Genomic DNA, 25,073 nt, shown 5'->3' with positions numbered 1-25,073 from the left:
CTGAAGGAGTGAAAAACAAAAGATGTATCCGTATTCAATGCCTGTCTTCCAGTATAACCCAAATCAAAATCATAATTACTGGTATAGCCGAGGAGGCTACGCTCCCTCATGTATAAGTAAAGCAGAGGATGAATTAAAAAGTCATATGCGTCTATTGTGGGAGCAGCATGTAGAGTGGACAAGAATGGCGATATTAAGCCTTGTATTCCATCTCCCTGACGTTGAACCTGTCGTGAACCGGCTTCTCAGGAATGCTCCCGATATGGGAAATTCACTGCGTCCCTTTTATGGCGACCAGATTGCAGAGATGTACAGCAGATTGATCAAGGAACACCTGGTGATTGCACTCGATCTGGTTAAAGCAGCCATTGCCGGAAATCAAAAAGAGGCACTTGAGGCTGAAGCGAAATGGTATAAGAATGCGGACGAGATTATTGATTTCCTAACACGCATAAATCCGTTTATTGACAAAGACCTGTTCAAGAAGATGTTCTATCGTCATCTGGAATTAACGAAGCAAGAAGCTGTCTCGATGATTAGCAAAGAATATAAGAAGAGTGTTGACCTATATGAGATCGTTGAAAAGGAAGCGCTAATGATGGCGGATGTACTAACAGAAGCCCTTGTTAAGCAGTTCCCAGCGATGTTTATATAAGTACCGTCCTAAACATGACTTTACATGAAGCCGCCGTCAAGGCGGCTTTTACATCAGCTTGATAGATTATTGGTGCCTCGGGCATCAGTAAGATAAGGAGGGATGAATATGAATATTGCTTCTCCTGTTGAAGATATGCAGTATATGCCGAATTCCGATAAGAATAACCGTGAACGCGAGTTGGTGGTTCGGGCAAGCTCAGGTGATCAGGAAGCATTCGGTGAGCTTGTGCGCAGACATCGTGCTAAGGCGCTTGGTTTGGCTGGATCCTTAACAAAGGATATGTTCCTGGCAGAGGATGTTGTTCAAGAAGCGTTGATCCGTGCCTTTCTACATTTGGGAACACTCACGGATGCGGATCGATTCATGCCATGGTTGAATCGCATTGTTCGTAATCAGGCGTATATGAAGCTTCGAAGGGGTGGGCCGTTCGGCAAGGAACAACCATTTGCCGGATTCATGCGTCAATCTGAATCAGCTAATCATGCTGGTAGTTCAAATGGAGATGTCGATTGGGGTGATATTGACAGCATTATATTTCATTTGACGGATGCAACCGCTGAGAATGCGAGGAGTATGCAAGATCCTGAAGCATGTCTAGTGCGAAAAGAAACGCTTCAGAGCATCCATATGCTCATTCGTTGTTTGAATAAACGAGAACGTGGAATATTCGAAGCTCGATTCTTCGGAGAGCTTCCCCCAGCCGAGATTGCAGCTTTATTCAACATGACAACCGCGAACGTGTATAACATCCTCAAGAGATCCAGAGTTAAGCTTGAGAAGGAACGGGTTCGCATAACGATTCAAATCTATGTACATAAGAGGGCAGAGCAAGGAATGTCCAGGCGGAGAATTCTGGCTCCGCCTCAGCTCTAGCCATGCAGGAGGCGAGAAGAGTAGCACATGACTATTCTAAAGGAAAAAGATTGGACAAACACATGGACATCAGCGGCTGGAGCGATACACGGAGCAGTTAAATACACTGACAAGAAGAATCTTTCTCTTACCGATGTGATGGGATTAACAGGTCATGCCTTCAGAATGAATATAGATCCGGAGAAAATAAATGTCGCCGGTCCGACCTCGTTTCCTGGCGGCTATATTCTGCGTCGTAACCTATGTAACCTTGGGTTTACAAGTTGTTTGGCTGATGCAGAGGCACCAATTGCCCAAGAGAAGATAGAAAGGACGATCGCACTCATTCAGCAATCCATTGATCAAGGTGTTCCTGCGATCTGTTTTGATTTATTTACTCCCGAATTTGGTCTGATCTACGGATATGATGATGATCTGCAGGTGTTCTATGCCAAGGATGTGTCAAAGGATGGGACACTGACTTATGCTGAATTCGCAGATCCGAAAATTAATCTTCTATTCGTAACCACGATAAGCGAGAGCCTACCCCATTCCAAATACGAGATGCTGCGTATGTGTCTCGATATGGTTGTAGAGCATTCACGTGGTCGGGAGTGGACCCATGTATTCAAGGATCGGTTCGCTCAAGGACTTGCAGGATACGATGCATGGATTGCAGTTATGGAGAGACGCAGTGCCGATGAACAAGGGAATGCTTACAATACGGCTGTTATTGCGGATGCCCGTGAATTCGCCGCTCGATTCCTGCAGGATATGGTGTTTCAATGGAACGGTACGAATGTAGTGGAACGGACGGTACGCAGGCGAGCCTCAGAAGCAGCCGTCCATTATGCAACGGTCGCCAGGGCTTTTGGGGAGCTGCGGGACTTATTCCCTTTTCCAGAAGGGGGAGAGCCAGGTAAACCCAGTACGGCTAATCGCGCTGTGGAGCTGCTCATGACAGCTAAGGAGGCAGAGTCTAAGGGAATAGAGGAACTGGAGAAACTGCTCTCTTTCATGAAAGCGTATCATTCGGAGAATTGGGTTAATTAACATGAAGTATCCAAAGAAGGGATGAAGAGAAAATGAAGTTAACTGATAAGACAATGATTGATCGAAAAGGTGGATTCGAGCTGCAGGATCTGCGGGACGAGAAGCTCCATATGGTTTGTCTGAAGGGGGCCGAGTTGCATGGAGTCGATGCCAGGGATACATCACTAGAACATGTGAATTTCGTCAATTCCAAGTGGAATCATATTTTCTTCTCTAATCTACATATGAAACATGCACAATTGGGTGGTACGATATTCGAGAATATCAGCAGACCTAACGTGCAGGAGAGCCAGCTGGAGGAAGAGCCTGGCACAGACGGTTGGTTGAATGTCGAGCCTGTTCAGTTTCGTCATAGTGATCTAAGCACGGCTATATTCGAAGACTGTAATCTGGGAAAGATTAAAGTCAATAATGCCAATCTTGGGAGCAGTCATTTTAATAATATTTGCTTCATAGGCGCCAAGATAACAGATGCGAACATGTCCGATTTCGAAATTGATGGCGCTCAGCTGGGCGGGGCTTATATTCATCACATCGGGATGCCGCCTGAGGATCACCCGTTGTATAGCCCAGATCAACAAGAGCAAAGACCGGTAAGATTCGAAGATTGCAATTTCAAAGGAAGTACAGTTACGAACTGTGATCTGAGAAATGTTCAGTTAAATGGATGTAACATAGAGGGACTTACGATTGATGGGATTAATGTACTAGATTTGGTGAACAAACATAAACAAGCGAACAGCTAGAATCATATAGACTATCGAACCTAGTTCGATAGTCTGTTTTTCTACGGGAATCGAAGACAACTTAGAGGAAACCCCAATTGAAGCTTTTCTTATAGTTCGGATGTATAATAAATGGATAACAGCAGTTCATGTAAGGAGTGACACATCTTCTATGTCTCAACCAATCCGAGATAAAGTAGTAGAGAGAAAAATACGTTATGATCAATCGATTGTAGAATATAACTGTAATTTACTTGAACGGCATAAGGATTCAATCATTCTACTGTATAGGGTGGCCAAAACCTTTACGATTCCAGCTAGCTCAACAGAGCTAGTTGTTCCCAAAGGCTGCTACACGATAGCTTATTATTGGAAGAATAGACCTTATAACGTATACATATTGAGAAATGAAGCAGGCGGGTTTCTTGGAGCCTATTTCAATATTGTGCGAAACACGCTCATTACAGAAATGATGGTATCGTTCGAGGATTTAATTATCGACGTTCTAGTGCTGCCGGATGGACGCACGTTTATCCTTGATGAAGAAGAACTGCCTGAGAGTCTGGAACAATTCGAGTATGGGCAGGTTAATCGGGATCTTCGTTCGTTGCTGGATACTATGGAGGATCTATTGCCAAATATAGTTAATGAAACGGAAATGTTATTCCGGCATGATGAACTTGGAGAAACCTAGTGAAAGGAGTTTCAAATGATTAATTCCAATAAGGAATCTGTATTACAAACCGTAAGAAGGGTATTGTCGGCCAATCAGGCTTGTGACGAGAGTGATTTCAACAATGAGAGTATTTCCTTTCATACGTCAGAGATTAGGATGGGCAGATTCCGGTTTCCTTATCGAGAAAAGTCACTTAGCATCGTTACCATGGGCAATGGAACTGTTGTTACTGCAGATGCGGGGAGAATAGATTGGCTTAAAGAGCAGTTTCAGTCGCTAAATCGCGGACAAGTATTCAGTGCTGCCAACTTGGCTCGAATAGTAGAATATGTACATATAGACAAGCAGTTCATTGCCGGTCCAGACCAGAAATACGTATGCTCCCTCCAAGATTTGAGAGCATTTGCCATTCCGCATGGAGTAACGATTACTACTTTTTACAGAGATCAGGTTCATGCCTTGTATGGGCATAAAGAGTTCCAACACGCTCTTTCTTTCCGAGTAGACAGTGAACGTCCAGATCGTGTTGCAACGATTGCTGAGTACGAGGGAACCGTGATCGGCATTGCGGGAGCATCTGAAGATTGCTCCGACATGTGGCAGATCGGTGTTGATGTCAGGCGAGAATATCAGGGACGAGGGGTAGGTAAGGCGCTGGTAGGCACACTCTCGCAAGCCGTTCTGAATGAAGGAATAATCCCTTATTATTCGACGGAGGTAAGTAATCTGCATAGCAGACAATTGGCCATAAGCCTTGGCTATTGGCCTGCATGGATAGAGCTATATGCTCGAGATCTAGTTTAGGTAACGGATTGTGACTATTAAAATTAAGAATTGAAGGGAAGGGTGCTCACGGAATGACAAGAACCAGGCTAATTCATGACCACGAGCTTGAAGATCTATTGACACTTTATAAGTTTTTACAGCCAGACGACCCTGAGTTAATAAGAAATGATCAGCTGCAGGAGCATTGGCAAGAGATGCTGCGGGATCCCGCTATGCGAATTATTGTTTTGGAACATGAGAATATGATTGTATCTACTTGCGTATTAGTTCTTGTCAAGAATCTTACTAGAAGCGCGAGACCTTATGCATGGATAGAGAATGTGGTTACTCATGAAGAACACAGGAAGAAAGGGTACGGCCAAATGGTTCTTAATGCTGCGGTAGATATGGCTAAGGAAGTCAATTGTTATAAAATCATGCTGATGACAGGGTCAAAGCGAGAAGAAATCCATCGATTCTATGAACAGTCTGGTTTCCTGAAAGGTAAGAAAACTGGCTTTGTAATGAACTTATAAGAATCAGTAGATGAAGAAAAGTATCGATTTTCAGATTTGGTTGTACCCGCTAATTTTGTGGTAGGAAAACAACCAACAAACAATTGTTTATGAAGCGAAGAATAACAAACGAATTAAGACTACTTAAACGGGAACATTAGTGCAGGAGTTGCTTATCAGCAGCTCCTTTTTCGACTACTGAAGTAACGGTCAGCATTCTTCAACAAGCATTGCTACTGGGGAAAATGGAGAGTTATGCCGCTCAGCTATAGGAAAAATGTACCATGTATTACATTTGTTATAATGTTAGAATTAAGATGGATTATTAACTAACTTAAATGGTAGGGAAGGATTGTATGGAAAAAAAATAAGCGTTCAGGCATCTTAAAGAATCATGAAAATGATTGTTACAGTATTTGTTTTTATCTTTTACAGTGTGAAAAGTTGGCTTGTGAAGCTGCTGAAAACGCTTTGTATAACTTGTTTATTTGTGATATTTACTTTGTTTCTAATTCACACACTCAAAGCAATTTATTGCGTAAAGAATCAATGAAGTCTGCCCTACAAACTAAGAAGAAATCAAATGTATCGGTCGCCGCTATCTAGTTCAGGAGGTTTGTTTGTTTACAATAGAAATGGGAATTGCTGAACTCCCATGGAAGAACGGAATTACTTTCATATGGTGCTGCCTGAGGCATGGATGGCTAACGGTAGGATAATTCGACTAGTGGTAGCCTACAATTATGGCTGCTCCTTTTTGGTTTAAACAAAAGGAGCATCTCGAAAGCCAAACTTTTTTGTAAGTATAGCAATTTTTACATAGATCGGGAAGTACTGCTTTGAGGGTAATATTTTTCTTTGCGAAACAAATTCTGGAAACAAAGCGTATATATAATCACTTAACTAATGATTCAGGAGTGAGATTTTCATTGAAGTTACGAATTCTACTAGCTTGTGTTGCTGCTTGTTTACTTTTTATTGTCTTACTTTTTACTACTCAAAAAGTCGACAATGTAGATATCTTGTATTTGGTTGGAAATGATACCTTTGATACATCCGCACTAAATAACCTACAGCAAAGCTTAGAGGCTAATATAATGGTGACCGAGAAAAAATTGTCCGAGACAAAGTATTCTCAGCTTCATAAATATGATGCTATATATTTAGACATTAATCTTACACAAACTACGGAGCTAAAAGAAGGTACGGATAATTTGATTCGTTACGTTCACACGGGTGGACATCTTTATTTAGAAAATGTATTTAATCAAGACTTCCCTAAAGAGTTCCTCGGAGCTTCTCAAATTGTTGAAGTTCCCACAAATACTATTAATTTTACATATCCTATGGTGGATGAAAACTTAAAAGGTATTCAGAATGTATATCAATTATTTACTGATAACTTCAATAAACACATTGGATTGGAAAATCTCCCTGGTTTTTCGTTGGGCAAAGGAATAATTCCTTCAACAGCAGAAAGCATCGTTACTCTTAATGGAATTTCGCTGATGACACTTAATCGAATTGAAAAAGGTTCCGTCTTGTTCAACAGTAAATTCCTCCCTAATAGATATTTTATTACTGGCTTTGATTTAGATAGTGGAATGGATGCTAGCCAAGGATTCCAAGAACGTATCTCCATGAATCATTCAGATCCATCTTATGAAACTGGAACTACCTATTTCAATCGATATAAATTATCGGATGAGCCATATTTTCAATTTGGCTTTGCTTCCGCCAACCACCAACTACGTTCAGCCTATTTAGCTTTTTTGAGCAAAGAAAAATATGGTTATAGTATCACAAAAGTTCTCGGCCCTTATGGACGTCCTGCCATGGCATATCAACATCATTATGAGGCATTATCTGGTATAAAGGATCATGATGCAGAGAGATGGGCAGAATTTTTAAAAAGTTATAATCAAATTCCTTCTTATTCACTTGTTCGGGGTTCATATGATTGGGGTCAATGGTTTGAAACGGTGAGCGTTCATTTAAACAAAGGGTCAAATGAAAAGCCCTTATTTGTTGGAGAATATGATAACTCCTTCTATAGTTCCGGGACGCATATTATAAGTGGCGGAAAAAAACTGACAATCAATAAGTACCCCATCTATACAGATTTGTCTAATGAAATTGAACTTCCTTATCGTGCATTTCCCGCATTCGTAGATAGAAATAATGATGGACGATCTGATCTCATCGTAGGAAGCACAGATGGTTATATGTACGGATTCATGAACCAAGGAACCAGTAACGGAGAATATAATAATAATAATATTCCCGACGGACTTAACTTACCTGATGTGTTTGGAAAACCTGAAAAGATCTTACTTCCATCTGGTGAGCCACTCTTATCACTGGGATACACGAGTATTTCCACAACTGATTTCAACGAAGATGGAGCACTTGATTTACTAATTGGTGATAAAAATGGTAGTGTTATGTACTCTTTGAATTTAGGAAATGAAAAATTTTCTGGATTTAATTCTTTATCTTCCGAAGATCATGTTTTATCTGTCGTATCATTCTCAGTTCCAACCCGGGGGGATATTGATGGCGATGGACTACCAGATTTGGTAGTCGGGGATGGGACAGGTGTTGTTTCTTTCTTTCGTGGACAGTCTGAATCACCTTATCACTACGAAAGTCCACAAGAGCTTGTCCAGAGCCATGGGAAGTTCGCTGCACCAGCTATTCGCGATATGAATGATGATAGTCTGAATGACTTGCTAATCGGTAACAACTGGGGAGATATAGAAGTTTATGTGCAAAAAAACGATACCTGGATAAGCAACGGTGTAATTAATGGGGAGACGTTTAACCCTTCTGGAAGTAATGCCCTTGTTGGCGGACATAACTCTGTCCCGCTATGGTTCGATATCAATCATGATGGAATGGATGATTTAATAGTAGGTCAGCTTGAGTTTGGTAACCCAATGTCGATTGATGACCCCCAATTCCCATATCTGGAAGACCTCAAAGCATTCATTCAATACACGAGAGACAATTACTTGGAACTATATCCCCATTTGTTATTTCACAGTTACATGTCAAATCCACAAGAAAACCGGGAGATTGAACTTCATAAGCAAGCTTTTCGAAAACTCGGGATTCCTTGGAATCAAATTGGAACAAATCAACATACTTGGCGGATTAATAATAATGATCGATTACAATCATTACGAAACGAAAGCTCGCATGGAATATGGTTTAATTTTGGATTCAGGCCTTCAAATACTCCAACAGATCCCAGAGCCTACACAGACTACATGTGGAGTATTCCTTTTTTACTTGAAGATCCTGCATTAAAAGAAAGTCCTATGGTGTTATTCTCTCCTCTTCCTCTATTTAATGAGGAGGAAGAGTATGCGACCACTGACATCTATCACTCAATGGCTTCCCAAAGTCTACCAATGATTTATATGGAGCACATTGAATATCTAGACAAAAACATCGATCAGTTTAAAAATTTTGTACAGTATTTTGATACTTTAAGAACGGAATGGGATTATAACTTTATGACGGAGCCGCAAGCAGCACGTTCATTTTTAACTACTTTGACTGCCAAAGTCACGATAAGCCAATCTTGGGGAAATTATTTTTGGTGTAGGATAAAAGATAAGTTAGGAAGAGGAAAACATTTAAAACTAACACTCAAAGCGGATTTACATAGTGTACCAGCACAAGCTGATAACTATAAAAACACACTGGGGGTCTCCATAAAACCAGGTAAGTATTACTTACATGATCCTCTTGAAGTTAATTCAGATATTTTTATGGAGGGGAAAATCGGTGAACTGTTTACTGCACTTCAAAAGAGTACAACCCTTCAAATAAAATGGAAAAAGAAGAGTATGCATATTGTTCGTTCCAATGTTCCCGTTTCGATCAAGAAAAGCAATGAGCACTGGACGATTGATTTACTTGAGCAAGGGATGCAGCAAATCGAGATTTTTAGTATAGATCCGATCAATATTATCGGCAATGAGTTGAAAGTAGATTATCGTCATGATGACCATATTTACACAGTGACTCATTTTGGAGACAAGACAAGTATTGTTCTTCAAAAGCTTACTAGTACTCCATAAAATCCCGTTAATCATAATTGTATGATACAGAAATGGTGCTAAATTGATTATGATAAAACGGGTTCTCATTGCGGCAATCTCCATCTGTGTCTTGAAGAGATTAGTAAACACTTGACAATTAGGGCATGATGTAATAAATTGGACCATACATGAATTTCCATAATTAATAGCTTTGACCGAGGACATGAGATTCAGGGAAATGGTTCCAGAGAAGAGACCCTTAGGCTGTAAGGTTTCTAGCCATGACTGAGTGCTTCCTACCTTGCGAGCTGTATCGGTGAGCTTATTGGGAACCGTTACCGGAATCTGTCCGTTATGCGTTTAAGAATCGTCCTATTAACTAGGACGGTTACAATAGGGTGGTACCACGACACATTCGTCCCTGACGAATGTGTCTTTTTGTCTTTTACTTATTCCAGGAGGTGTCCATTATGCGACAAAGCAACTTATTCTTACCAACATTGCGCGAAGCGCCAGCTGAAGCCGAAGTAGTTAGTCATCAACTCATGCTGCGAGCCGGGTTCATCCGGCAACTGGCTGCAGGTATTTATTCCTATCTGCCATTAGGTTGGCGGGTGCTCCACAAAGTGGAGCAGATTATTAGAGAAGAGATGGATATGGCAGGCGCGCAGCAATTGTTAATGCCTGCGTTGCAGCCAACTGAATTATGGCAGGAGTCAGGACGATATTCCGTATATGGTCCTGAGTTAATTCGGCTGCAGGATCGCCATGCACGTGAATTTGCGCTTGGTCCGACTCATGAAGAAGTCATAACGGCAATCGTTCGAAATGAGATAAGTTCCTACAGAAAGCTGCCCGTTATTTTGTACCAGATCCAAACGAAATTTCGGGATGAGCGAAGACCTCGGTATGGGCTGCTCCGGGGCAGGGAGTTTCTGATGAAGGATGCCTATTCCTTTGACACAGACTGGGCAAGTCTGGATCGCTCCTATTGGAAAATGTACGATGCTTATAAACGAATCTTTCAACGGCTTGAGCTGAATTATCGTGCTGTTGAAGCAGATGCTGGTGCAATTGGCGGCGAAGGGGAAACCCATGAATTCATGGCACTTGCCGACATTGGAGAAGATACAATTGCCTCTTGTTCTTCCTGCGAATATGCTGCTAATCTGGAAAAGGCCGCAACAGGTATTGTACATAGTCCGAATGAGGATGACGGTGCTGATGCGTTAGAGAAAATTCATACTCCAGCTGTGCGTACCATTGCTCAGCTTGTGGAGTTTCTACAGATCGAGGCACAGGAGCTCATCAAAACGTTGATCTACCTCGTTGATGGTAAATCTGTTGTCGTGCTAGTCAGAGGGGACCATGATGTCAATGAGATTAAGGTGAAAAATCACTTTGGCGCTGAGGATATCGCATTAGCGGATTCAGATACGGCGATCAGGGTGACTGGAGCTCCTGTTGGTTTTGCAGGTCCAATCGGGCTAGAGGTTCCAATAGTAGCCGATACAGCTGTAGCTGCAATGACAAGCGGGATAACAGGGGCAAACGAACAGGATTACCACATCCGGAATGTACGTCCTGGACGGGATTTCGAGCTTACCTATGTTGGGGATTTCCGTAATGTGGTCGAAGGGGACCCATGTCCTCAGTGTACAGATGGAACCTTACAATTTTCTCGTGGGATTGAGGTAGGTCACGTATTCAAACTTGGAACGAAATATAGTGAGAAGCTGGGAGCCCGATATTTGGATTCTAACGGCAGGGAACAGGTCATGATTATGGGGTGTTACGGTATTGGAGTCTCTAGAATATTGTCCGCTATTGTGGAACAGAACCATGACTCGAACGGCATGATCTGGCCGAATGCAATTGCTCCTTTCCATGTTCATATTATTCCAGTTTCCGTTAAAGATCAGACGCAGATGAGTCTGGCTGAACAATTGTATCAACGTTTGCGCGACTCTCGGGTTGAGGTATTGCTCGATGATCGGGATGAAAGGCCAGGTATCAAATTCAAGGATTCTGACTTGATTGGTATCCCCTATCGAATTGTAGTAGGCAAGCAAGCGGATCAAGGAGTTGTTGAATTCAAGGAGCGCAGAAATACGGATCAAAGCTCAATGGCGATCGAAGAGGTTCTATCTCAGATTATTGGAAGCTTGAAGGTTTAAACGAGGACTAACAAAGTGACCTAACTCCATATTAGACAAATACCGAAGACAGCACTCGATAGGAAGGCTGTCTTCGGTTTGTTTAATATTTATTTCAGATTGAGGAGGGCTTCATGATCACTAAGAAAATACATATTATTGGTTCGACAGGTAGTGGAAAAAGCTACCTGGCCAGACACTTGTCTGACAAATACAACATTCCTTACTATGAACTGGACAATGTGATGTGGAGAGGAACGGAAGAAAATACGGGCAAGAACCCGCCAGAAACAAGAGATGCTCTGTTGGATGGGATCATACAGCGAGAGGCTTGGATCGTAGAAGGGGTTTATTACAAATGGGTTATGCCAAGCTTTGAATTGGCCGACATCATCATCTTTATAAGCCCACCTGTATGGAAGCGCGATTGCAATGTAATTCTGCGATTTATCAAACAAAGAAACGGGCTGGAAAGAGCTAACTATAAGCAAAGCTTGAGCGGTTTAATCGATATGCTCCGATGGAATCACAAGTTCGAAAAAGTTCATAAGCTTGCAATTATGGAATTTATTAGTTCATTTCGTGAGAAAACTGTAATCATTAGAAGTAATAAAGATATTATTCAGAACAAAAGCGAAACGATCAGGTAGTCACAACTTTCAGCTGCCATTCAGCCTACTCTCATGACAAACTCAGTTGTGTACCCCATAATATAACTATTAACAGTTAAGGGGGCGTTAGTATGATACACATTGATCAGTTATTAAGCAAAGCAGGCAAGATCATGACACGGCGCAAGTTTCTGGCAACTAGTCTAATCGTGACATCATCGGCTGTATTAGCCGCATGCGGGATCAACCTGGGGAATAAGGACGCGGCATCAGATGCAACAGGAACTAGTACTGGAAGTCCTTCTCCTGCCACACCGAGCTCAGCCATACCACAAGCAACAATTCTGGAACCGACTGCGGCATGCGGAGAAGTGGAGGCAGCTACTGTCGCTGTAACCGAAGGCCCATACTACACACCGAACTCTCCTGAGCGTAGTTCTTTGCTTGAAAAAGGCGTCTCAGGAACTGCACTAACAATAACAGGATATGTTCTGTCAACGAGCTGCCAACCGGTCAAAAATGCTCTTGTGGACTTCTGGCAAGCCAATGATAAGGGCGAGTACGATAATTCGGGGTATACACTACGCGGTCATCAATACACGAACGATAAAGGTCAGTTTACATTAGAAACGATTGTTCCTGGACTATACCCAGGTCGGACAAGGCACCTGCACGTCAAGGTTCAAGCACCTAACAAAGGAATCCTTACCACTCAACTATTTTTCCCCAAGGAAGCAGGCAATACAAAAGATAGTATCTATAAGGAATCCCTTGTCATGAACATGAAGGATAACGCCAACAACAGTAAGTCCGCAACCTTTAATTTTGTTCTAAAAGTTTAACCTACATCTTCCATTCGACCAGGTCGATTCTCCAACCGTTATTGGTCTGAATGAGCGTGATTTTCTCTTCGTGAGCTTCAGAGAGACCACCTTCGAGGTTGTTTGTAATTACTATTTTATCACCAGTTTGCTCCAATTTGGTTTTATCCGTAAAGTTAGTCTCATAGTAGGAACCTTCTATCAACTCTGAATTGGGGTGAGCTAACGTCCACTTATCGCCGACCTGTTTCATGTTTTTTAGTATGATTTTATCTACATAGTTATTGGTGTAGTAGGGTGCAAAGTAGGCATATAACTCGCTTTTGGTATAAGACTTCTCATCATACACATCTTTTAATTCGCTCGCTTTTTCTAATAACTCAAAGGCTGCTTTTCGGTCAAGGGTCGCAGCGGCTTTAGGTGTTGATGATGGTGAAGTTGTCGGTGCTGCGGTTGGTTTTGTAGTTGCACTAGATGTAGGTGTTGATGAAGAAGAAGCTGAAGGTGTAGGTGAAGCAGTAGCTGTTGCCGTAGTTGTTGGCTTTGGGGTTGGCGACTCCGATGTCTGAACTTGAGGGCTTGGTTGCACGGAAGCAGGCGATTTCTCTCCGCATCCAGATAAAGCTATTAAACCGGCCATTAATAGTAGAGTTGAAACAGATTTCATGTCATACACTCCTTTTGTAGTTAAGTGAAACTAATTGACCCTCAATGACCTGATACGACTCTATCGTAGGGGTCATTCTTATTTCAAAAGTCATGTTCCTATATTGTTCGTACTTCTCATGAGCTTTTAGACGGGTCATTGCCAAAAAATTACCACCTTCCAGTTTCCAGCACCTTACGGGGCTTAAATCTCAATTAAGAGCGGAAAAATAATGGAAGAAAAAGGATAATAATGAGAGGGGTCGAATAACATAGAGTAATGGTGAAAAACAAACAATGGAGTGGGGGGAACTTATGAAAATCCCGGTTATTGAAGGGAATATTAAGAGAAGAATATTAATTAATTATCAGGTTGAGCCGCAATTAATAGCAGGTTGCCTGCCACCTATGTTCAAGCCAAAGGAGGTACTTGGAAAAGCAATTATTGGAGTATGTCTGATACGATTAGAAAATATTCATCCGAAAAGGCTTCCAAAGAAACTGGGCGTATCTAGCGAGAATGCTGCCCATCGTATAGCAGTAGAGTGGAAAGACAATACAGGAAAGCAACGTGAGGGGGTCTATATTTTCCGGAGAGATACGAATTCTCGAATAAATCATTGGCTTGGTGGACGATTATTTCCAGGAGAACATCATCCAGCTGAGTTCCATGTGAAGGATAACAATGATAAGATTCAGTTCCAGCTTATGTCTAATGATTTACAAGTGAAGATTGAATTTGATGCCCAACCAACCAATCAATTACCATCAGGTTCTGTCTTCAAGTCCGTAGATGAATTGTCGAGGTTTTTCCAATCTGGAGCAGATGGTTACTCCGCAGTAACGGGGAAAAATCGCTATCATGGCATGTGTCTTATCCCGCATGATTGGAATATGTGCCCTTTAGAATGCGGCAATGTGGAGTTAAGCTACTTCCATACTGCGTTAGGAATCGCTAAGGAAGATTTGAGCTATGATTCGATGGTCATTATGAGAGATATCCCTCATGAGTGGCAAAGCTTGAAAACGATGACATGTTAATACTGATATCTAATGTAAATCGCCGTCATCGAGAGAGTAGAGTAGAAACTCCATAAACCGCTTAGCGATTAACGATGGCGACCTGCCACGCCGTGTGGCTAGACCGACAGATCGTGAAGGGAACGGTTCAAGTAAGGACAGCTCCGTGAGCTTTCCTTCCTCCAGCTCGTTCTTTACGAAAGAACGTGTCACAAAAGCAGCGCCATAACCGCGTCCAGCTAACTCTATCAACATATCCATACTATTGAGTTCAATATCCGCTTCTATTCGTATCCCTTGTGAAGAGAACCACTGTTCGACAAATTGTCGAGTGCTGCTTCCCTGGGTCAATAATAGGAGCGGTATTTTTGCAATTTCATCTGCTGCAATCGGGTGTCTGGCTAATGATTCATAAGCCGGGCCAACGACAAAGCAATCTTGAATGCTCACGATCTGGTTCAATTCCAATTCCGGATCGGATAACGGCAGATGAACAAACCCCAGATCGATGTGACCTTCTAACAATAGTTTTCTGATTTCAGCCGTTTTCCCTTGGATAAGGCGAATTCTGACTTCTGGATGAGAAGCATGAAGCTGATCTAAGGGGGCTAATAACAAATGCTTTATTATTGGACCGCTCGCACCAATTCGAAGCTCCCCTGCCGAGAGGTCTTTGAGTGACTTTAACTTGAGCTCCCCAAGCTGGAGCAGACTAAATGATTGTTCCACATATTGCAGCAGTTCTGCTCCTTCCGGTGTTAGTCGAACCCCTTTGGAGAGTCGATCAAAGAGCTTCACACCTAAGCTGGCTTCCAGTTGCTTGATTGCATAGCTAACGGAGGGCTGTGTAATATGGAGCAGCTGTGCCGCTTTCGTTAAGTTCCCAGACTGGGCTGTGTGTAGAAAAATACGATACCATTCGGTATTCATAATCATTGTGATATTAATCCTCTCTATGACGAAGTGCGATTTATACAATTTCATTTATTTCAATATCAAAATTATAATGGAATGAGAACCTACACGTCAAAATTTCACGGGGGAGAAACATATGGCAGGAAGCACATTCGGTACCATTCTAAAAATCTCAACGTTCGGTGAATCACATGGGGCAGCAGTTGGCGTCATTGTAGATGGTGTAACTCCTGGAGTGGAAATTGATGAGCCGTATATCCAAATCCAGATGGATCGAAGGAAACCGGGTCAATCGTCTGTAACCTCACCTAGAAAAGAATATGATACCATTCGTATTATGTCCGGTGTTTTTGAAGGGAAGACAACCGGAACTCCGCTATTCATAATGCTGAATAATACAGATATGCGCCCAGAGGCGTATGACGATATTAGTCAAGCTTTTCGACCTGGACATGCCGATTATACGTATCTTCAAAAATACGGTATTCGAGATCATCGCGGCAGTGGGAGAGCTTCTGGAAGAGAGACTGCGGGAAGAGTGGCTGCCGGCGCCGTCGCGCGGAAGCTGTTGGAGCACCGAGGGGTAAGTATTATCGCTTACACAAAGGAGGTTGGCGGGATCCAATGTGAGACATTCGACGAGGGAGAGATCGAACTCAATGCGGTTAGGGCTTGTGATTCTTCAGCGGCGGTTCGTATGATTGAGAAAATTCATCATTTGTCGGCGAAGGGCGATAGCTGCGGCGGAATTGTAGAGTGTAGAATCAGAGGGGTAAGCGCTGGTATTGGTGAACCCGTATTCGATAAGCTTGATGCAGAGTTGGCCAAAGCGATGTTATCGATCGGCTCGATCAAAGGGATCGAATTCGGAGCTGGATTCAGCGCTTCCCACATGCTTGGCAGTGAGCATAATGATCAAATGAATGCTGCCGGATTTATGAGCAATCATTCAGGCGGTATCATTGGAGGCATAAGTACAGGTGAGGAGATTGTGTTTCGTGTTGCCGTTAAGCCTACATCGTCGATATCATCTCCGCAAAAAACATTAAATGTACACGGGGATGAGCAATGGATCGTTACTGAGGGCAGACATGATCCTTGTATTTGTCCAAGAGTCGTACCCGTTGTAGAAGCGATGGCTTGTCTTGTTATTGAAGATTTATATAAACGGCAGGCTGCCCTGCATGATAGGTAGCTCTCAGATAGGCTCTCAGAGAGAGTCTGTCTTTTCTAATTCTCAAATGGTGCTTAATCAGGTTATAATGGAAGCTGATAGATGTCATTGTTTGAAAATGTGGGAGGACTACAAGTGACTTTACGTAAATCTCGCCAAGGGCAGCGTTCCTCATTGCGGATGAGAAAATTCAAGCTAATTGTTGGATTATTACTGGTAATAGCCTGTGTTGGAGCAATGGTATACGGTCTGCGGCCCTGGACTACTACAGCAGATGAGCAGCTTGTGGCTCTGACCCCTACACCGACACCTTCTCCAACACCGCCGCCTAGGGAAGTGTTAGGGTTTCAAATGGTTAATTTCGATACTGGCTGGATCAAATATTCAGACGGAGTCACCGTAACCTCAGATGGGGGTGTTGAGTGGCTGAAGTCAGTGGATATTGTTCCAGCAGAACCGCCTGCTGAAGACGCAGGTCTGTCTTCACTTTGGAATAAGGACCCGAACAGAGCAGTGACTTCCTTAACTTTTGGGACGAAAAGTTACCCTGTGAAACAATCCCAATTCCTTACGGATCGGATTGGATGGGCACTCGTAGACTTGAGTAAAGACATGCCGTTTCCGTTATTAGTTACTATCGATGGAGGAATAACCTGGAATACAGCAGTATCCCCTGAGATCAAACAAGCGATGCAGGATGAAAAGGACCGGATCGCCCGTATTCGTAAGGAAGCTTCCTTGTACATGGATATTGAAACGGCAAAGGTTAAGATGCAATCCAAATGGTTATTACAACCGAGTACGGCTTCCATTGGGGACTTGGTTATGGTGCGTCACGATGAGCCAGGCCAGATTAACTGGCAAGGGAAATCATATACCCTGCAACCGTTCGGGGCTGGTTACTTCACTTACTTGCCCGTCTCCACGTCAGTCAAAGCAGGAACTTATCCAATTGGGGATCAGATCTTAACGATCAAAGGAAAAAAGTTTGATACTCAGTATCTACAGGTCACCGAACAGATGGAAAGCATGCGTCAGGATACGCAGCGGATTGCAGCAGACCAGAAAAAAATTGATTTGGCACGAAGTAAGTCAGAGCCTGAGTTTTTGTTCTCTTCCCCTTTTGTCCAGCCTGTTGAGGGAAGATTGACTACACCCTATGGGTATACTCGATATGTGAATAATAAGTATGACAGCTCCCACCTGGCCATAGATCTGGCTGCTAAGGAGGGAACCCCTATCATGGCGACCAATGATGGTATCGTAGTGCTTGCAGAGACCTTGTATCTAACTGGCAACGCCATCTATCTGGATCATGGGATGGGCTTATTCTCCCAATACGCACATATGTCAGAGCTCAAAGTAAAAAAGGGTGACCGCGTGAAAAAAGGTGATATTATTGGACTTGTAGGAACTACCGGTTTCTCGACAGGACCTCATTTGCACTTCACCTTCTGGGCGCACAATGTGCAAGCTAATCCTAATTTATTCTTTAATACATCGCCATTCCAATGGGTTCAGCCCCAATAATTGAATCGGTTGACCGGTTGGCATCATCTACCAAAGCATTCAGCTAGAAGTCAAAGAAATAAGGAGTAATTTTTTCATGATGAATACGAATGCTTATAAGTTACATGTTGCCTCCGTTCTTGGAGGGATGTTAGTTGCAGCAACGATTACAGCTGGGTGCAGTGAGGGGACTGATCTGTCAGTTGGAGGATCCGTTATTCCTACTCCAGCTGTGCAAGTGTCGATGACACCGTCAGTAAGCACAGCTCCCAGTTCACCATCAGCATCAGCTATGCCTTCCGAGACACCGAGCGTTACACCAGTTCCAACTCCATTTGTTAGGCTAACTCCATATCCATTTCCGAGTCCTACACCAGTTCCCAATCCGATGAATAGTTCTACTCCAACACCAAGTCCTGCGAGTACTTCGTCATCCGATGGTTCGTTGAGTCCGAATATACCCAATGTAACTTCCCCCTCCCCAACGGGAGCAGTGAATCAAATTCCTAATGCAGACATTTCGGTTAAAGCGTTACTGCAGGAAATGCGAGAAGGGCTCGGGATCATTAAGAAGACCAATGGTGCTCCATTTACTCCTCCTAGTAACATTAGTGATTGGTTAAACAAGCTAGCGATCAAGTACGATAGTAAATATGGAATATTCAATGTGCACACCATACAAGTGGACAAAAATGGCGGACTTCCAACCTGGGCGACCGTTCTTTATGTGGAAGCGGCAGCTTCTGAGGGAAACAAGGGCGCGCAGCCATCTAGACAATCTATTGGAGTAATCGTTACCCAAACATTGGGAGGATATGTACTAGGAACAGTAGATTTTCCTATGGATGTTACGGGAACTTCCAAAGTGGAGATTCCTGGTGATTTGACTGGAGACGGAAACAAGGAAATTGTCTGGAGTTGGGTAGTAAATGGGGCACATACAAGTACTACAGGGTATGTAGTATCCCAGTGGGAAACGAATAAATGGTCCATGATACCAGGTGAGATCGTCGTGAAATCCGTTAACTCCCTACAACTTATCAATGGGTCTTTAGTTATAAAAGGTGGGTTGATTGGTTCAGCAGGTGCCGGACCATGGCAGAGGGAATCTACGGAAACTTATAAGTACAAGGATGGTTCGATGAAGCTAGTGGAATCCATTAAGGTCAATGGGACAACAGCTTACCACAGTCTGGAAGATGCACTTACTAGTGAATCTTTAGGTTATTGGGAGCGTGCTGCACAGCAATTCGGTGCAGCCGTCAATAAGAAGGAGGAGTTATATCAAGGTCTTCGTCTGCAATACCATGACAAACTTGTCGAAGGAAATACCAACCTGGAACTGGAAAGCCAATTCCGTGATGCGGTAAATACTTTTGCGAGACTTAGATTACAGCTTCTTGAATTTGATCACAACATAGCTGGGAAATACTCTTCGCTTCTGGGTCCTGACAAAGGTAGCTTTGCCGGATTATCGGAAGTCATGAGCCATGTAAAGAACCGAGAAGAAGCGGTCAAGGCAGTTCAGGAGTGGAGTCATACCCATCCGAATTGGTTGGAGCTGCTCAATGCTCCTTTTGGCTATGCCAATCAAAGATGGGACAAGGATATGATATTCAAGTTAGTTAATGTCATTAAGGAATTGTGAATGAATGACCATACATATAGCTCCAAAAGGGAGGTCTACTAATGCATACAACGATTTATATGGTGAGACATGCCGAGTCGCCTTTTGTATTTGGTCAAGAACAATCGAGAGGGCTCTCCGAAGAGGGCTTTGCCGATGCCCAAAGAGTAGCTGATGTACTAGCTGATGTGGAAGTGCATTACATGGTGTCCAGTTCCTACACAAGAGCAGTACAGACTATTCAAGTTTTGGCTGAACGTAAGGGGCTGCCGATAGAAGAACTCGAGGAACTAAAAGAGAGACCCATTAAAGGGTTAGAATACAAAGCATCTTGGGATGTGTTACTGACAGCTATTGAACAATCATTTGCAGACCCGGAGTATGCACTTGAGGGTGGGGAATCGACAAGAACAGCGCAGCAAAGGGCCGTACCAGTCATAGAGAAGCTGCTTGCAGAACATTGCGGAGAAACCATAGTTATTGGAACACATGGCAATATTATGACGATCATTATGAATTATTACGATACAAGCTATGGCTACGATTTTTGGAACAGCACTTCGAAGCCTGATATTTACAAGTTGACTTTCGAAAAGAATCAGTTAGTAAAAGTAGAAAGAGTTTGGGAAGCATAATTCTGTTTGTTGAAATGAGAAGCCCACCTGATGGTTTCAGGGAACCGGAGGTGGGCTTCTCATTTCGATGTAGTCGTTATTCATTTAGACATTTGCTCCGTATAATACTGTTGCAGCTCTGTCAGTTTCCTGGGATCCGTGATCGTATTCTTATCTTTGAAATAATGTTCTACGATTAACTCCCATTGAGGAATGATTTTTTGGGAAGTCATAGCCTTAATGGCGTTCTTGACCAATCTTCGTTCCTTGGCATTAGAGTACACATCTTTAAACTGCTGAATACGATTGAAATCGAGTTTGTCGAATACAGCCTTGAATACTTCACCCGTCATTCGTGCGTCATCCAGTGCTCGGTGCGCTGAGCCTTCAGGTGTAAGTCCAAGTGAGAGCAGAGCTGCCTCGACGCTTACGTCATTCGATACATTTACTACACGTAAATAGCCTTTCAATAAATCTAGGTAATTTGCAGCCATCCAATAAGCGTCATCCATGTAGTGCATGCGTGTATCGAACACGATGCGCTTCAAATCTTCTCCACCCCAAGTAACGAGCAGGAAGGCTTCGCTTCGATTCAACCAATTCATAAAGTCTTTAATCACTTTGCTGAAACCGTAGGCGATATCGATCTCCTCTTGGGGGATACCGGTCTTTCCCTTAATAAAGCTGTTTAACTTCGAGAAGTAGACAGGTTTGATCAATGAGGAGAATTCGTCAACCGATTGTAAGGCGGAATTCAACCTAACCGCTCCAATCTCAATTACCTCCATCGGATGTTCACTGGCGAACTTACGGCCATTAAATTCTATATCCAGAATAATGTAATCCACAATACAAGCCTCCGTTATTTCACATGTGCTTTTCATTCTAACAGAATGTTTAAGATGGGGAAAATGAAATTATTTCAAATCGTACATGAGATGGCTGGAGTTGTGGATTAAGGAAAATAAAGGATATGAAAAGGTTCTCGCGAATATGAACTACTGATGTAAGTTATTATGGGAGGGATTCACATGGCAAACTTATTCAGCGGAATACTGGGTAACTATTCGGAAGTTTCTGTACAAGAACTGACTAATCTGTATGGTGGTTACCTCATGCCTGGCGAGATAATCCAGATGGGCTTCAAGCTGGTGAGAGATACATTTATCGTTACCGAGGATCGGCTCCTATTCATTGACCACCAAGGAGTAACAGGGAAAAAGACGAGAGTAGCTTATATTCACTTGGACTCCATCTATGAAGTCGTAATGGAGACCGGGGGAACAGGGTTCGATGATAGTGAATTGACGATCCATTACATCAAGTCTCCTTATTATAAGACCAATAACCTGCAAGTATCCTCTTATAAGTTTGAGTTTGGCAAAAAATTCAATCTTCAACCGTTTTACACGGTATTAATTACGTTGGCGCATAATAATAACAAAAGATTGAACAGTTAAGTACGCCGGAGGTTCATTATGCGAAAAATACAAATCAACGATAGAAGAGCCTTCTTGGCCTTCTATCGTTGATTTGTATGCAAACTTATAGAGAAGTTAAGACTTGGTCAATAATCCCATACGTTTTGGCTTCTTCAGAGGACATGAAATAGTCTCGATCCATGTCTTTGGCGACTTTCTCGATCGCTTGACCTGTACGATCTGAAGTGATCTGGTTCAGCTGTTCCCTGATACGTAAAATCCGCTGGGCGCTAATCGCGATATCACTGGCTTGCCCTTGAACGCCTCCGTGCGGTTGGTGGATCATGATCTCGCTGTTCGGGAGAGCGAACCTTTTGCCTTTGGCTCCTGACAAGAGCAGGATGGCAGCAAAGGATGCAGCCAAACCCGTGCAGATCGTGTGTACGGGAGGTTTAATGAACTGCATCGTATCGAAGATCGCAAAGCCTGCCGAAGTCGAACCCCCAGGACTATTGATATACATGTTAATCTCCTTCTCCGGGTCTTCCGCAGCGAGGAGCAATAATTGGGCAATTACACTGTTGGCCAGGTTATCATCAATTGCAGAACCCAGGAATACGATCCGGTCTTTTAACAAGCGAGAGTATATATCGTAAGACCTTTCACCTCTCCCGGTTTGTTCGACTACATATGGAACGTAATGACTCATTTTGTTTCCTCCCTGATCTTAGAATTCGTTCGCTTTCTACCTGTAAACGAACGGAAGCTGTGATAAGATACGGGAAAGTGCTTTTATTATTTCTAATCATTTTTATCCCAATTTGCGTATCTTTCTTACGGTCTTATTCGTTTACTAATTAAATGACACGGCTATGCCGTTACACGGGACGAACTGCATCGTCAAAGGAGAGTGCTGTATGATCTTAGTCAACAAATCCCCAGAAACCATCAGAATATTGCATAACGGACATAATCCGCAGCAGCTGCAGGAAGTATTGAACCGATATTGCTTGTCCATTACGGGATCGACATGGGATGCAGAGGATCTGGCACAGGAGACATGGCTCAAAGCAATAAGCAAATGCATTGACGTCGGACATTCCAATCCAGAAGCCTTGCTCCTGAGAATTGCTAAGAATACATGGATCGATCATCTAAGAAGAAAAGCCTATATTGCTCGCATGCTCAAACAAGAAGAGTCTAGGGTTGGATTGCTTGATGAAGGAAGCTTCGGAATCGAGCTAGCCTTTCAAGCCTTAGTGAAGCATTTGTCCCCCTTGCAAAGAACGGTGTTCCTGCTTAGAGACGTGTTGAGCTATTCGATTACAGAAACAGCGGAGCTGCTTGAAACATCAGAAGGGGCTATCAAAGCTGCCCTTCATCGGGCGCGTCAATCGTTAAAAGCAGTGAAGGATGATTTGGAGAAGGGGACACTGCCAGCTCCGAAGGAGGATGGACTGAAGTCTTTTCTGCGCGCACTTGCTAACGCTTATCGAATCGGGGACTTAACAACACTTATCGAGCTTGCGCAGAGGGATGAGATTGAACCAGTGGCAGCAATCGGCATCGTTCAACGCGAGATTAGAGCTCGCACCTCTATGATGCAATCTGATTTCCAATCTAGATCTTACTGGGCGGTTATGATGTCTGCCTAATTGGTATTGCCATTACGAAATGATTTACATGCGAACAAATATTCGCTATTATTAATAGTGTGGTTAATAATACCAATTATGGAGGCGGAATATGGGCAGAGTCGTTTTATTTGACATTAGCAGTCAAGACCCGGAACGCACAGCTAACTTCTATTCATCGGTATTCGGGTGGAAGGTTGCGGAGCCTAACTGGGGCTATCATCCTGTTACAACCGGAGAGAAGGACAAGGAAGGAATCAATGGAGGGATCTCGCTAGGGCCGACTGACTTCCCTCATGGGGTAAGGCTGCAGATTGAAGTGGATAACATTGATGATGCTATTCAGAGATCGGTCGAGAGCGGCGGCCAAGTCGTTAGGGGCAAGATGGAATTCGACGGATTTTATCTAGCCTATCTTATTGATCCAGTAGGAATTGCGTTCGGATTAATACAGAACAAGTAAGTCAAGAGAAGGTAGCAATTTAACTGCCATTCGCATGAAAGAAGCCCTCTGGAGCGATCGCTCCAGAGGGCCTATTTACGTTATTGAAGCACGACTGTATCCCCGCTTTGCAAACCTTCCAATACCTCTGTTTGATCAGCAGTTTCCAATCCTACCTTGATATTGCGCTTTTGAATCCCTTGCTCCGTCTCGAGCATGACATAATAGCTGTCCTTATCTCGTTGCACGGCAAGTGTCGGTACGGTCAATACATTCTTCTTCGTCTCGATCTGGATCGATGCAGTCAAGCTCAATCCCGCAATCAACTGATCATGCGTATCTAGTGAGATGACGATCTCGAATTGGGTAGTTCCAGTCGCGTTTCCTGCGGCCTTAGGGAACTTCGACACTTTCTCAACCTTGCCAGTAAGCTTCGTTTGCTTGAGGGCATCGATCGTTACCATTGCAGCCATCCCGGGTTGGATACGGAATACATCATACTCTCCGACGGATGTCGTCATCTGCAGCTTGGAGACATCAACGATTCTGCCAAGAGCTTCACCTTCTCTTACAGTTTGAGGCTGTAAACCATCCTTCAGCAGGAATATACCAGCAGTTGGCGCTCTCTGATCGGCTTTATCCAGTAACGCCCGTTTTTTCTCAAGCTCAGTTGCTGCTAGAGAACGATTCAGCCGTTCCAGTTCAGCTTGCACTTCCTTGGAAGCTTGCTGGGCGTGATGCTGAAGGGCTTCCGACTCGTTAGAAGCAAGTGTATTAGTAACTTTGGCAGCCGAAACTTGCTCCGCTGACTTAAGCTTATTCTCTAATTCTTGCCGGCGAATGGTTGCTGTCTGCAGATCGATATCATTCCGAATTTGTTTGTCATCGAGCTTGAACAAAGGATCATTCTTATCGATCGAAGCGCCATCATTCGCGCTCCATAAGGCAACATCTGCAGAAAAAGGGGCGTATATGATCGATTCCTGCACATAGGAGGATTTGCCTTTGACCTCCACATGACTGGACAAATCAGCATTCGCCGCTTTGAATTGGATCGTGTTACCAAGAGCCGCATTCGTCCCGGGAGAAGGGGCTCCTGGATGGCTTTTTATGTATAATACACTGCTTACGGCAACGAATACTATGCCTAGTGAGAGATATAACCACATTTTCTTTTTACGCATCCCT

General features: G+C 43.2%; 24 protein-coding genes. 19 read left to right on the top strand and 5 right to left on the bottom strand.

What is annotated here, in order from left to right:
* Positions 1-22: 22 nt before the first annotated feature.
* The 11 genes from AC58QD_RS01530 (at position 23) to AC58QD_RS01480 (ending at position 12,905) form a co-directional block, all read left to right on the top strand.
* Positions 23-655, top strand: coding sequence for an acetylglutamate kinase (locus tag AC58QD_RS01530; RefSeq protein ID WP_497329282.1), 633 nt, complete (start codon positions 23-25; stop codon positions 653-655).
* A 108-nt stretch (positions 656-763) separates the two neighbouring features.
* On the top strand, positions 764-1,531 hold the full coding sequence (locus AC58QD_RS01525) for an RNA polymerase sigma factor (protein WP_497329280.1): 768 nt from the start codon (positions 764-766) through the stop codon (positions 1,529-1,531).
* A gap of 27 nt (positions 1,532-1,558) precedes the next feature.
* Positions 1,559-2,563 carry a hypothetical protein gene (locus tag AC58QD_RS01520; RefSeq protein ID WP_497329278.1) on the top strand — a complete coding sequence of 335 codons (1,005 nt, stop codon included), beginning with the start codon at positions 1,559-1,561 and terminating at the stop codon, positions 2,561-2,563.
* A gap of 32 nt (positions 2,564-2,595) precedes the next feature.
* Positions 2,596-3,309: a pentapeptide repeat-containing protein gene (locus AC58QD_RS01515; RefSeq protein ID WP_497329276.1), complete on the top strand. Its 714-nt coding sequence runs from the start codon at positions 2,596-2,598 to the stop codon at positions 3,307-3,309.
* A gap of 151 nt (positions 3,310-3,460) precedes the next feature.
* The gene (locus AC58QD_RS01510; protein ID WP_497329274.1) at positions 3,461-3,982 is read left to right on the top strand and encodes a DUF402 domain-containing protein; all 522 of its coding nucleotides are present in this window, start codon (positions 3,461-3,463) and stop codon (positions 3,980-3,982) included.
* 15 nt (positions 3,983-3,997) lie between these two features.
* Positions 3,998-4,768 (top strand): GNAT family N-acetyltransferase, encoded by a 771-nt coding sequence (locus tag AC58QD_RS01505; protein ID WP_497329272.1) that lies wholly within the window; start codon positions 3,998-4,000, stop codon positions 4,766-4,768.
* Between the two features lie 53 nt (positions 4,769-4,821).
* Positions 4,822-5,265 carry a GNAT family N-acetyltransferase gene (locus tag AC58QD_RS01500; RefSeq protein ID WP_497329270.1) on the top strand — a complete coding sequence of 148 codons (444 nt, stop codon included), beginning with the start codon at positions 4,822-4,824 and terminating at the stop codon, positions 5,263-5,265.
* Positions 5,266-6,173: 908 nt separating this feature from the next.
* On the top strand, positions 6,174-9,335 hold the full coding sequence (locus AC58QD_RS01495; protein ID WP_497329268.1) for an FG-GAP repeat domain-containing protein: 3,162 nt from the start codon (positions 6,174-6,176) through the stop codon (positions 9,333-9,335).
* Between the two features lie 431 nt (positions 9,336-9,766).
* Positions 9,767-11,473 (top strand): proline--tRNA ligase, encoded by a 1,707-nt coding sequence (locus tag AC58QD_RS01490; protein ID WP_497329266.1) that lies wholly within the window; start codon positions 9,767-9,769, stop codon positions 11,471-11,473.
* A gap of 113 nt (positions 11,474-11,586) precedes the next feature.
* Entirely contained in the window at positions 11,587-12,102 is a 516-nt protein-coding gene (locus AC58QD_RS01485; RefSeq protein WP_497329264.1) for a P-loop NTPase family protein, read from the top strand.
* A gap of 92 nt (positions 12,103-12,194) precedes the next feature.
* Positions 12,195-12,905, top strand: a complete 711-nt coding sequence (locus tag AC58QD_RS01480; RefSeq protein WP_497329262.1) for a dioxygenase family protein — start codon at positions 12,195-12,197, stop codon at positions 12,903-12,905.
* Position 12,906: 1 nt separating this feature from the next.
* Here the strand turns inward: AC58QD_RS01480 and AC58QD_RS01475 are convergent, their stop codons facing one another.
* Positions 12,907-13,551 (bottom strand): DUF3993 domain-containing protein, encoded by a 645-nt coding sequence (locus tag AC58QD_RS01475; RefSeq protein ID WP_497329260.1) that lies wholly within the window; start codon positions 13,549-13,551, stop codon positions 12,907-12,909.
* A gap of 293 nt (positions 13,552-13,844) precedes the next feature.
* On the opposite strand from AC58QD_RS01475, the gene AC58QD_RS01470 reads away from it, so the two are divergent.
* Positions 13,845-14,570, top strand: coding sequence for a DUF2071 domain-containing protein (locus tag AC58QD_RS01470; RefSeq protein ID WP_497329258.1), 726 nt, complete (start codon positions 13,845-13,847; stop codon positions 14,568-14,570).
* A 9-nt stretch (positions 14,571-14,579) separates the two neighbouring features.
* Here AC58QD_RS01470 and AC58QD_RS01465 read toward each other — a convergent pair whose 3' ends face one another.
* Positions 14,580-15,485, bottom strand: coding sequence for a LysR family transcriptional regulator (locus AC58QD_RS01465; RefSeq protein ID WP_497329256.1), 906 nt, complete (start codon positions 15,483-15,485; stop codon positions 14,580-14,582).
* A gap of 115 nt (positions 15,486-15,600) precedes the next feature.
* Here AC58QD_RS01465 and aroC point away from each other — a divergent pair, with 115 nt between their 5' ends.
* The 4 genes from aroC to AC58QD_RS01445 all read left to right on the top strand — a co-directional run bounded on the left by aroC (position 15,601) and on the right by AC58QD_RS01445 (position 20,409).
* Positions 15,601-16,659: a chorismate synthase gene (aroC, locus tag AC58QD_RS01460; RefSeq protein ID WP_497329254.1), complete on the top strand. Its 1,059-nt coding sequence runs from the start codon at positions 15,601-15,603 to the stop codon at positions 16,657-16,659.
* 114 nt (positions 16,660-16,773) lie between these two features.
* Positions 16,774-18,168 (top strand): peptidoglycan DD-metalloendopeptidase family protein, encoded by a 1,395-nt coding sequence (locus AC58QD_RS01455; RefSeq protein ID WP_497329252.1) that lies wholly within the window; start codon positions 16,774-16,776, stop codon positions 18,166-18,168.
* A 76-nt stretch (positions 18,169-18,244) separates the two neighbouring features.
* Entirely contained in the window at positions 18,245-19,795 is a 1,551-nt protein-coding gene (locus tag AC58QD_RS01450; RefSeq protein WP_497329250.1) for a hypothetical protein, read from the top strand.
* Positions 19,796-19,836: 41 nt separating this feature from the next.
* Complete coding sequence (locus tag AC58QD_RS01445; protein ID WP_497329248.1) at positions 19,837-20,409, top strand: histidine phosphatase family protein; 573 nt, start codon at positions 19,837-19,839, stop codon at positions 20,407-20,409.
* Positions 20,410-20,489: 80 nt separating this feature from the next.
* On the opposite strand, the gene AC58QD_RS01440 is transcribed toward AC58QD_RS01445, so the two are convergent.
* The gene (locus AC58QD_RS01440) at positions 20,490-21,236 is read right to left on the bottom strand and encodes a 3'-5' exonuclease (protein ID WP_497329246.1); all 747 of its coding nucleotides are present in this window, start codon (positions 21,234-21,236) and stop codon (positions 20,490-20,492) included.
* Positions 21,237-21,419: 183 nt separating this feature from the next.
* Between AC58QD_RS01440 and AC58QD_RS01435 the strand changes: the two genes are divergently transcribed.
* A complete protein-coding gene (locus AC58QD_RS01435; protein WP_497329244.1) occupies positions 21,420-21,848 on the top strand; it encodes a PH domain-containing protein in 429 nt (142 codons plus the stop codon).
* 85 nt (positions 21,849-21,933) lie between these two features.
* On the opposite strand, the gene clpP is transcribed toward AC58QD_RS01435, so the two are convergent.
* Positions 21,934-22,518: an ATP-dependent Clp endopeptidase proteolytic subunit ClpP gene (gene clpP / locus AC58QD_RS01430; protein WP_497329242.1), complete on the bottom strand. Its 585-nt coding sequence runs from the start codon at positions 22,516-22,518 to the stop codon at positions 21,934-21,936.
* Positions 22,519-22,726: 208 nt separating this feature from the next.
* Between clpP and AC58QD_RS01425 the strand changes: the two genes are divergently transcribed.
* Together AC58QD_RS01425 and AC58QD_RS01420 are read left to right on the top strand one after the other, a co-directional pair.
* A complete protein-coding gene (locus AC58QD_RS01425) occupies positions 22,727-23,464 on the top strand; it encodes an RNA polymerase sigma factor (RefSeq protein WP_497329240.1) in 738 nt (245 codons plus the stop codon).
* Between the two features lie 91 nt (positions 23,465-23,555).
* On the top strand, positions 23,556-23,906 hold the full coding sequence (locus AC58QD_RS01420) for a VOC family protein (protein WP_497329238.1): 351 nt from the start codon (positions 23,556-23,558) through the stop codon (positions 23,904-23,906).
* Between the two features lie 80 nt (positions 23,907-23,986).
* Here the strand turns inward: AC58QD_RS01420 and AC58QD_RS01415 are convergent, their stop codons facing one another.
* Complete coding sequence (locus tag AC58QD_RS01415; protein WP_497329236.1) at positions 23,987-25,069, bottom strand: efflux RND transporter periplasmic adaptor subunit; 1,083 nt, start codon at positions 25,067-25,069, stop codon at positions 23,987-23,989.
* Positions 25,070-25,073 lie beyond the last annotated feature (4 nt).

The organism is Paenibacillus sp. J2R1T-4, assembly GCF_059692235.1.
Note: the sequence above shows the minus strand (reverse complement) of the source record. Positions and strands in the feature narration are given on the sequence as shown.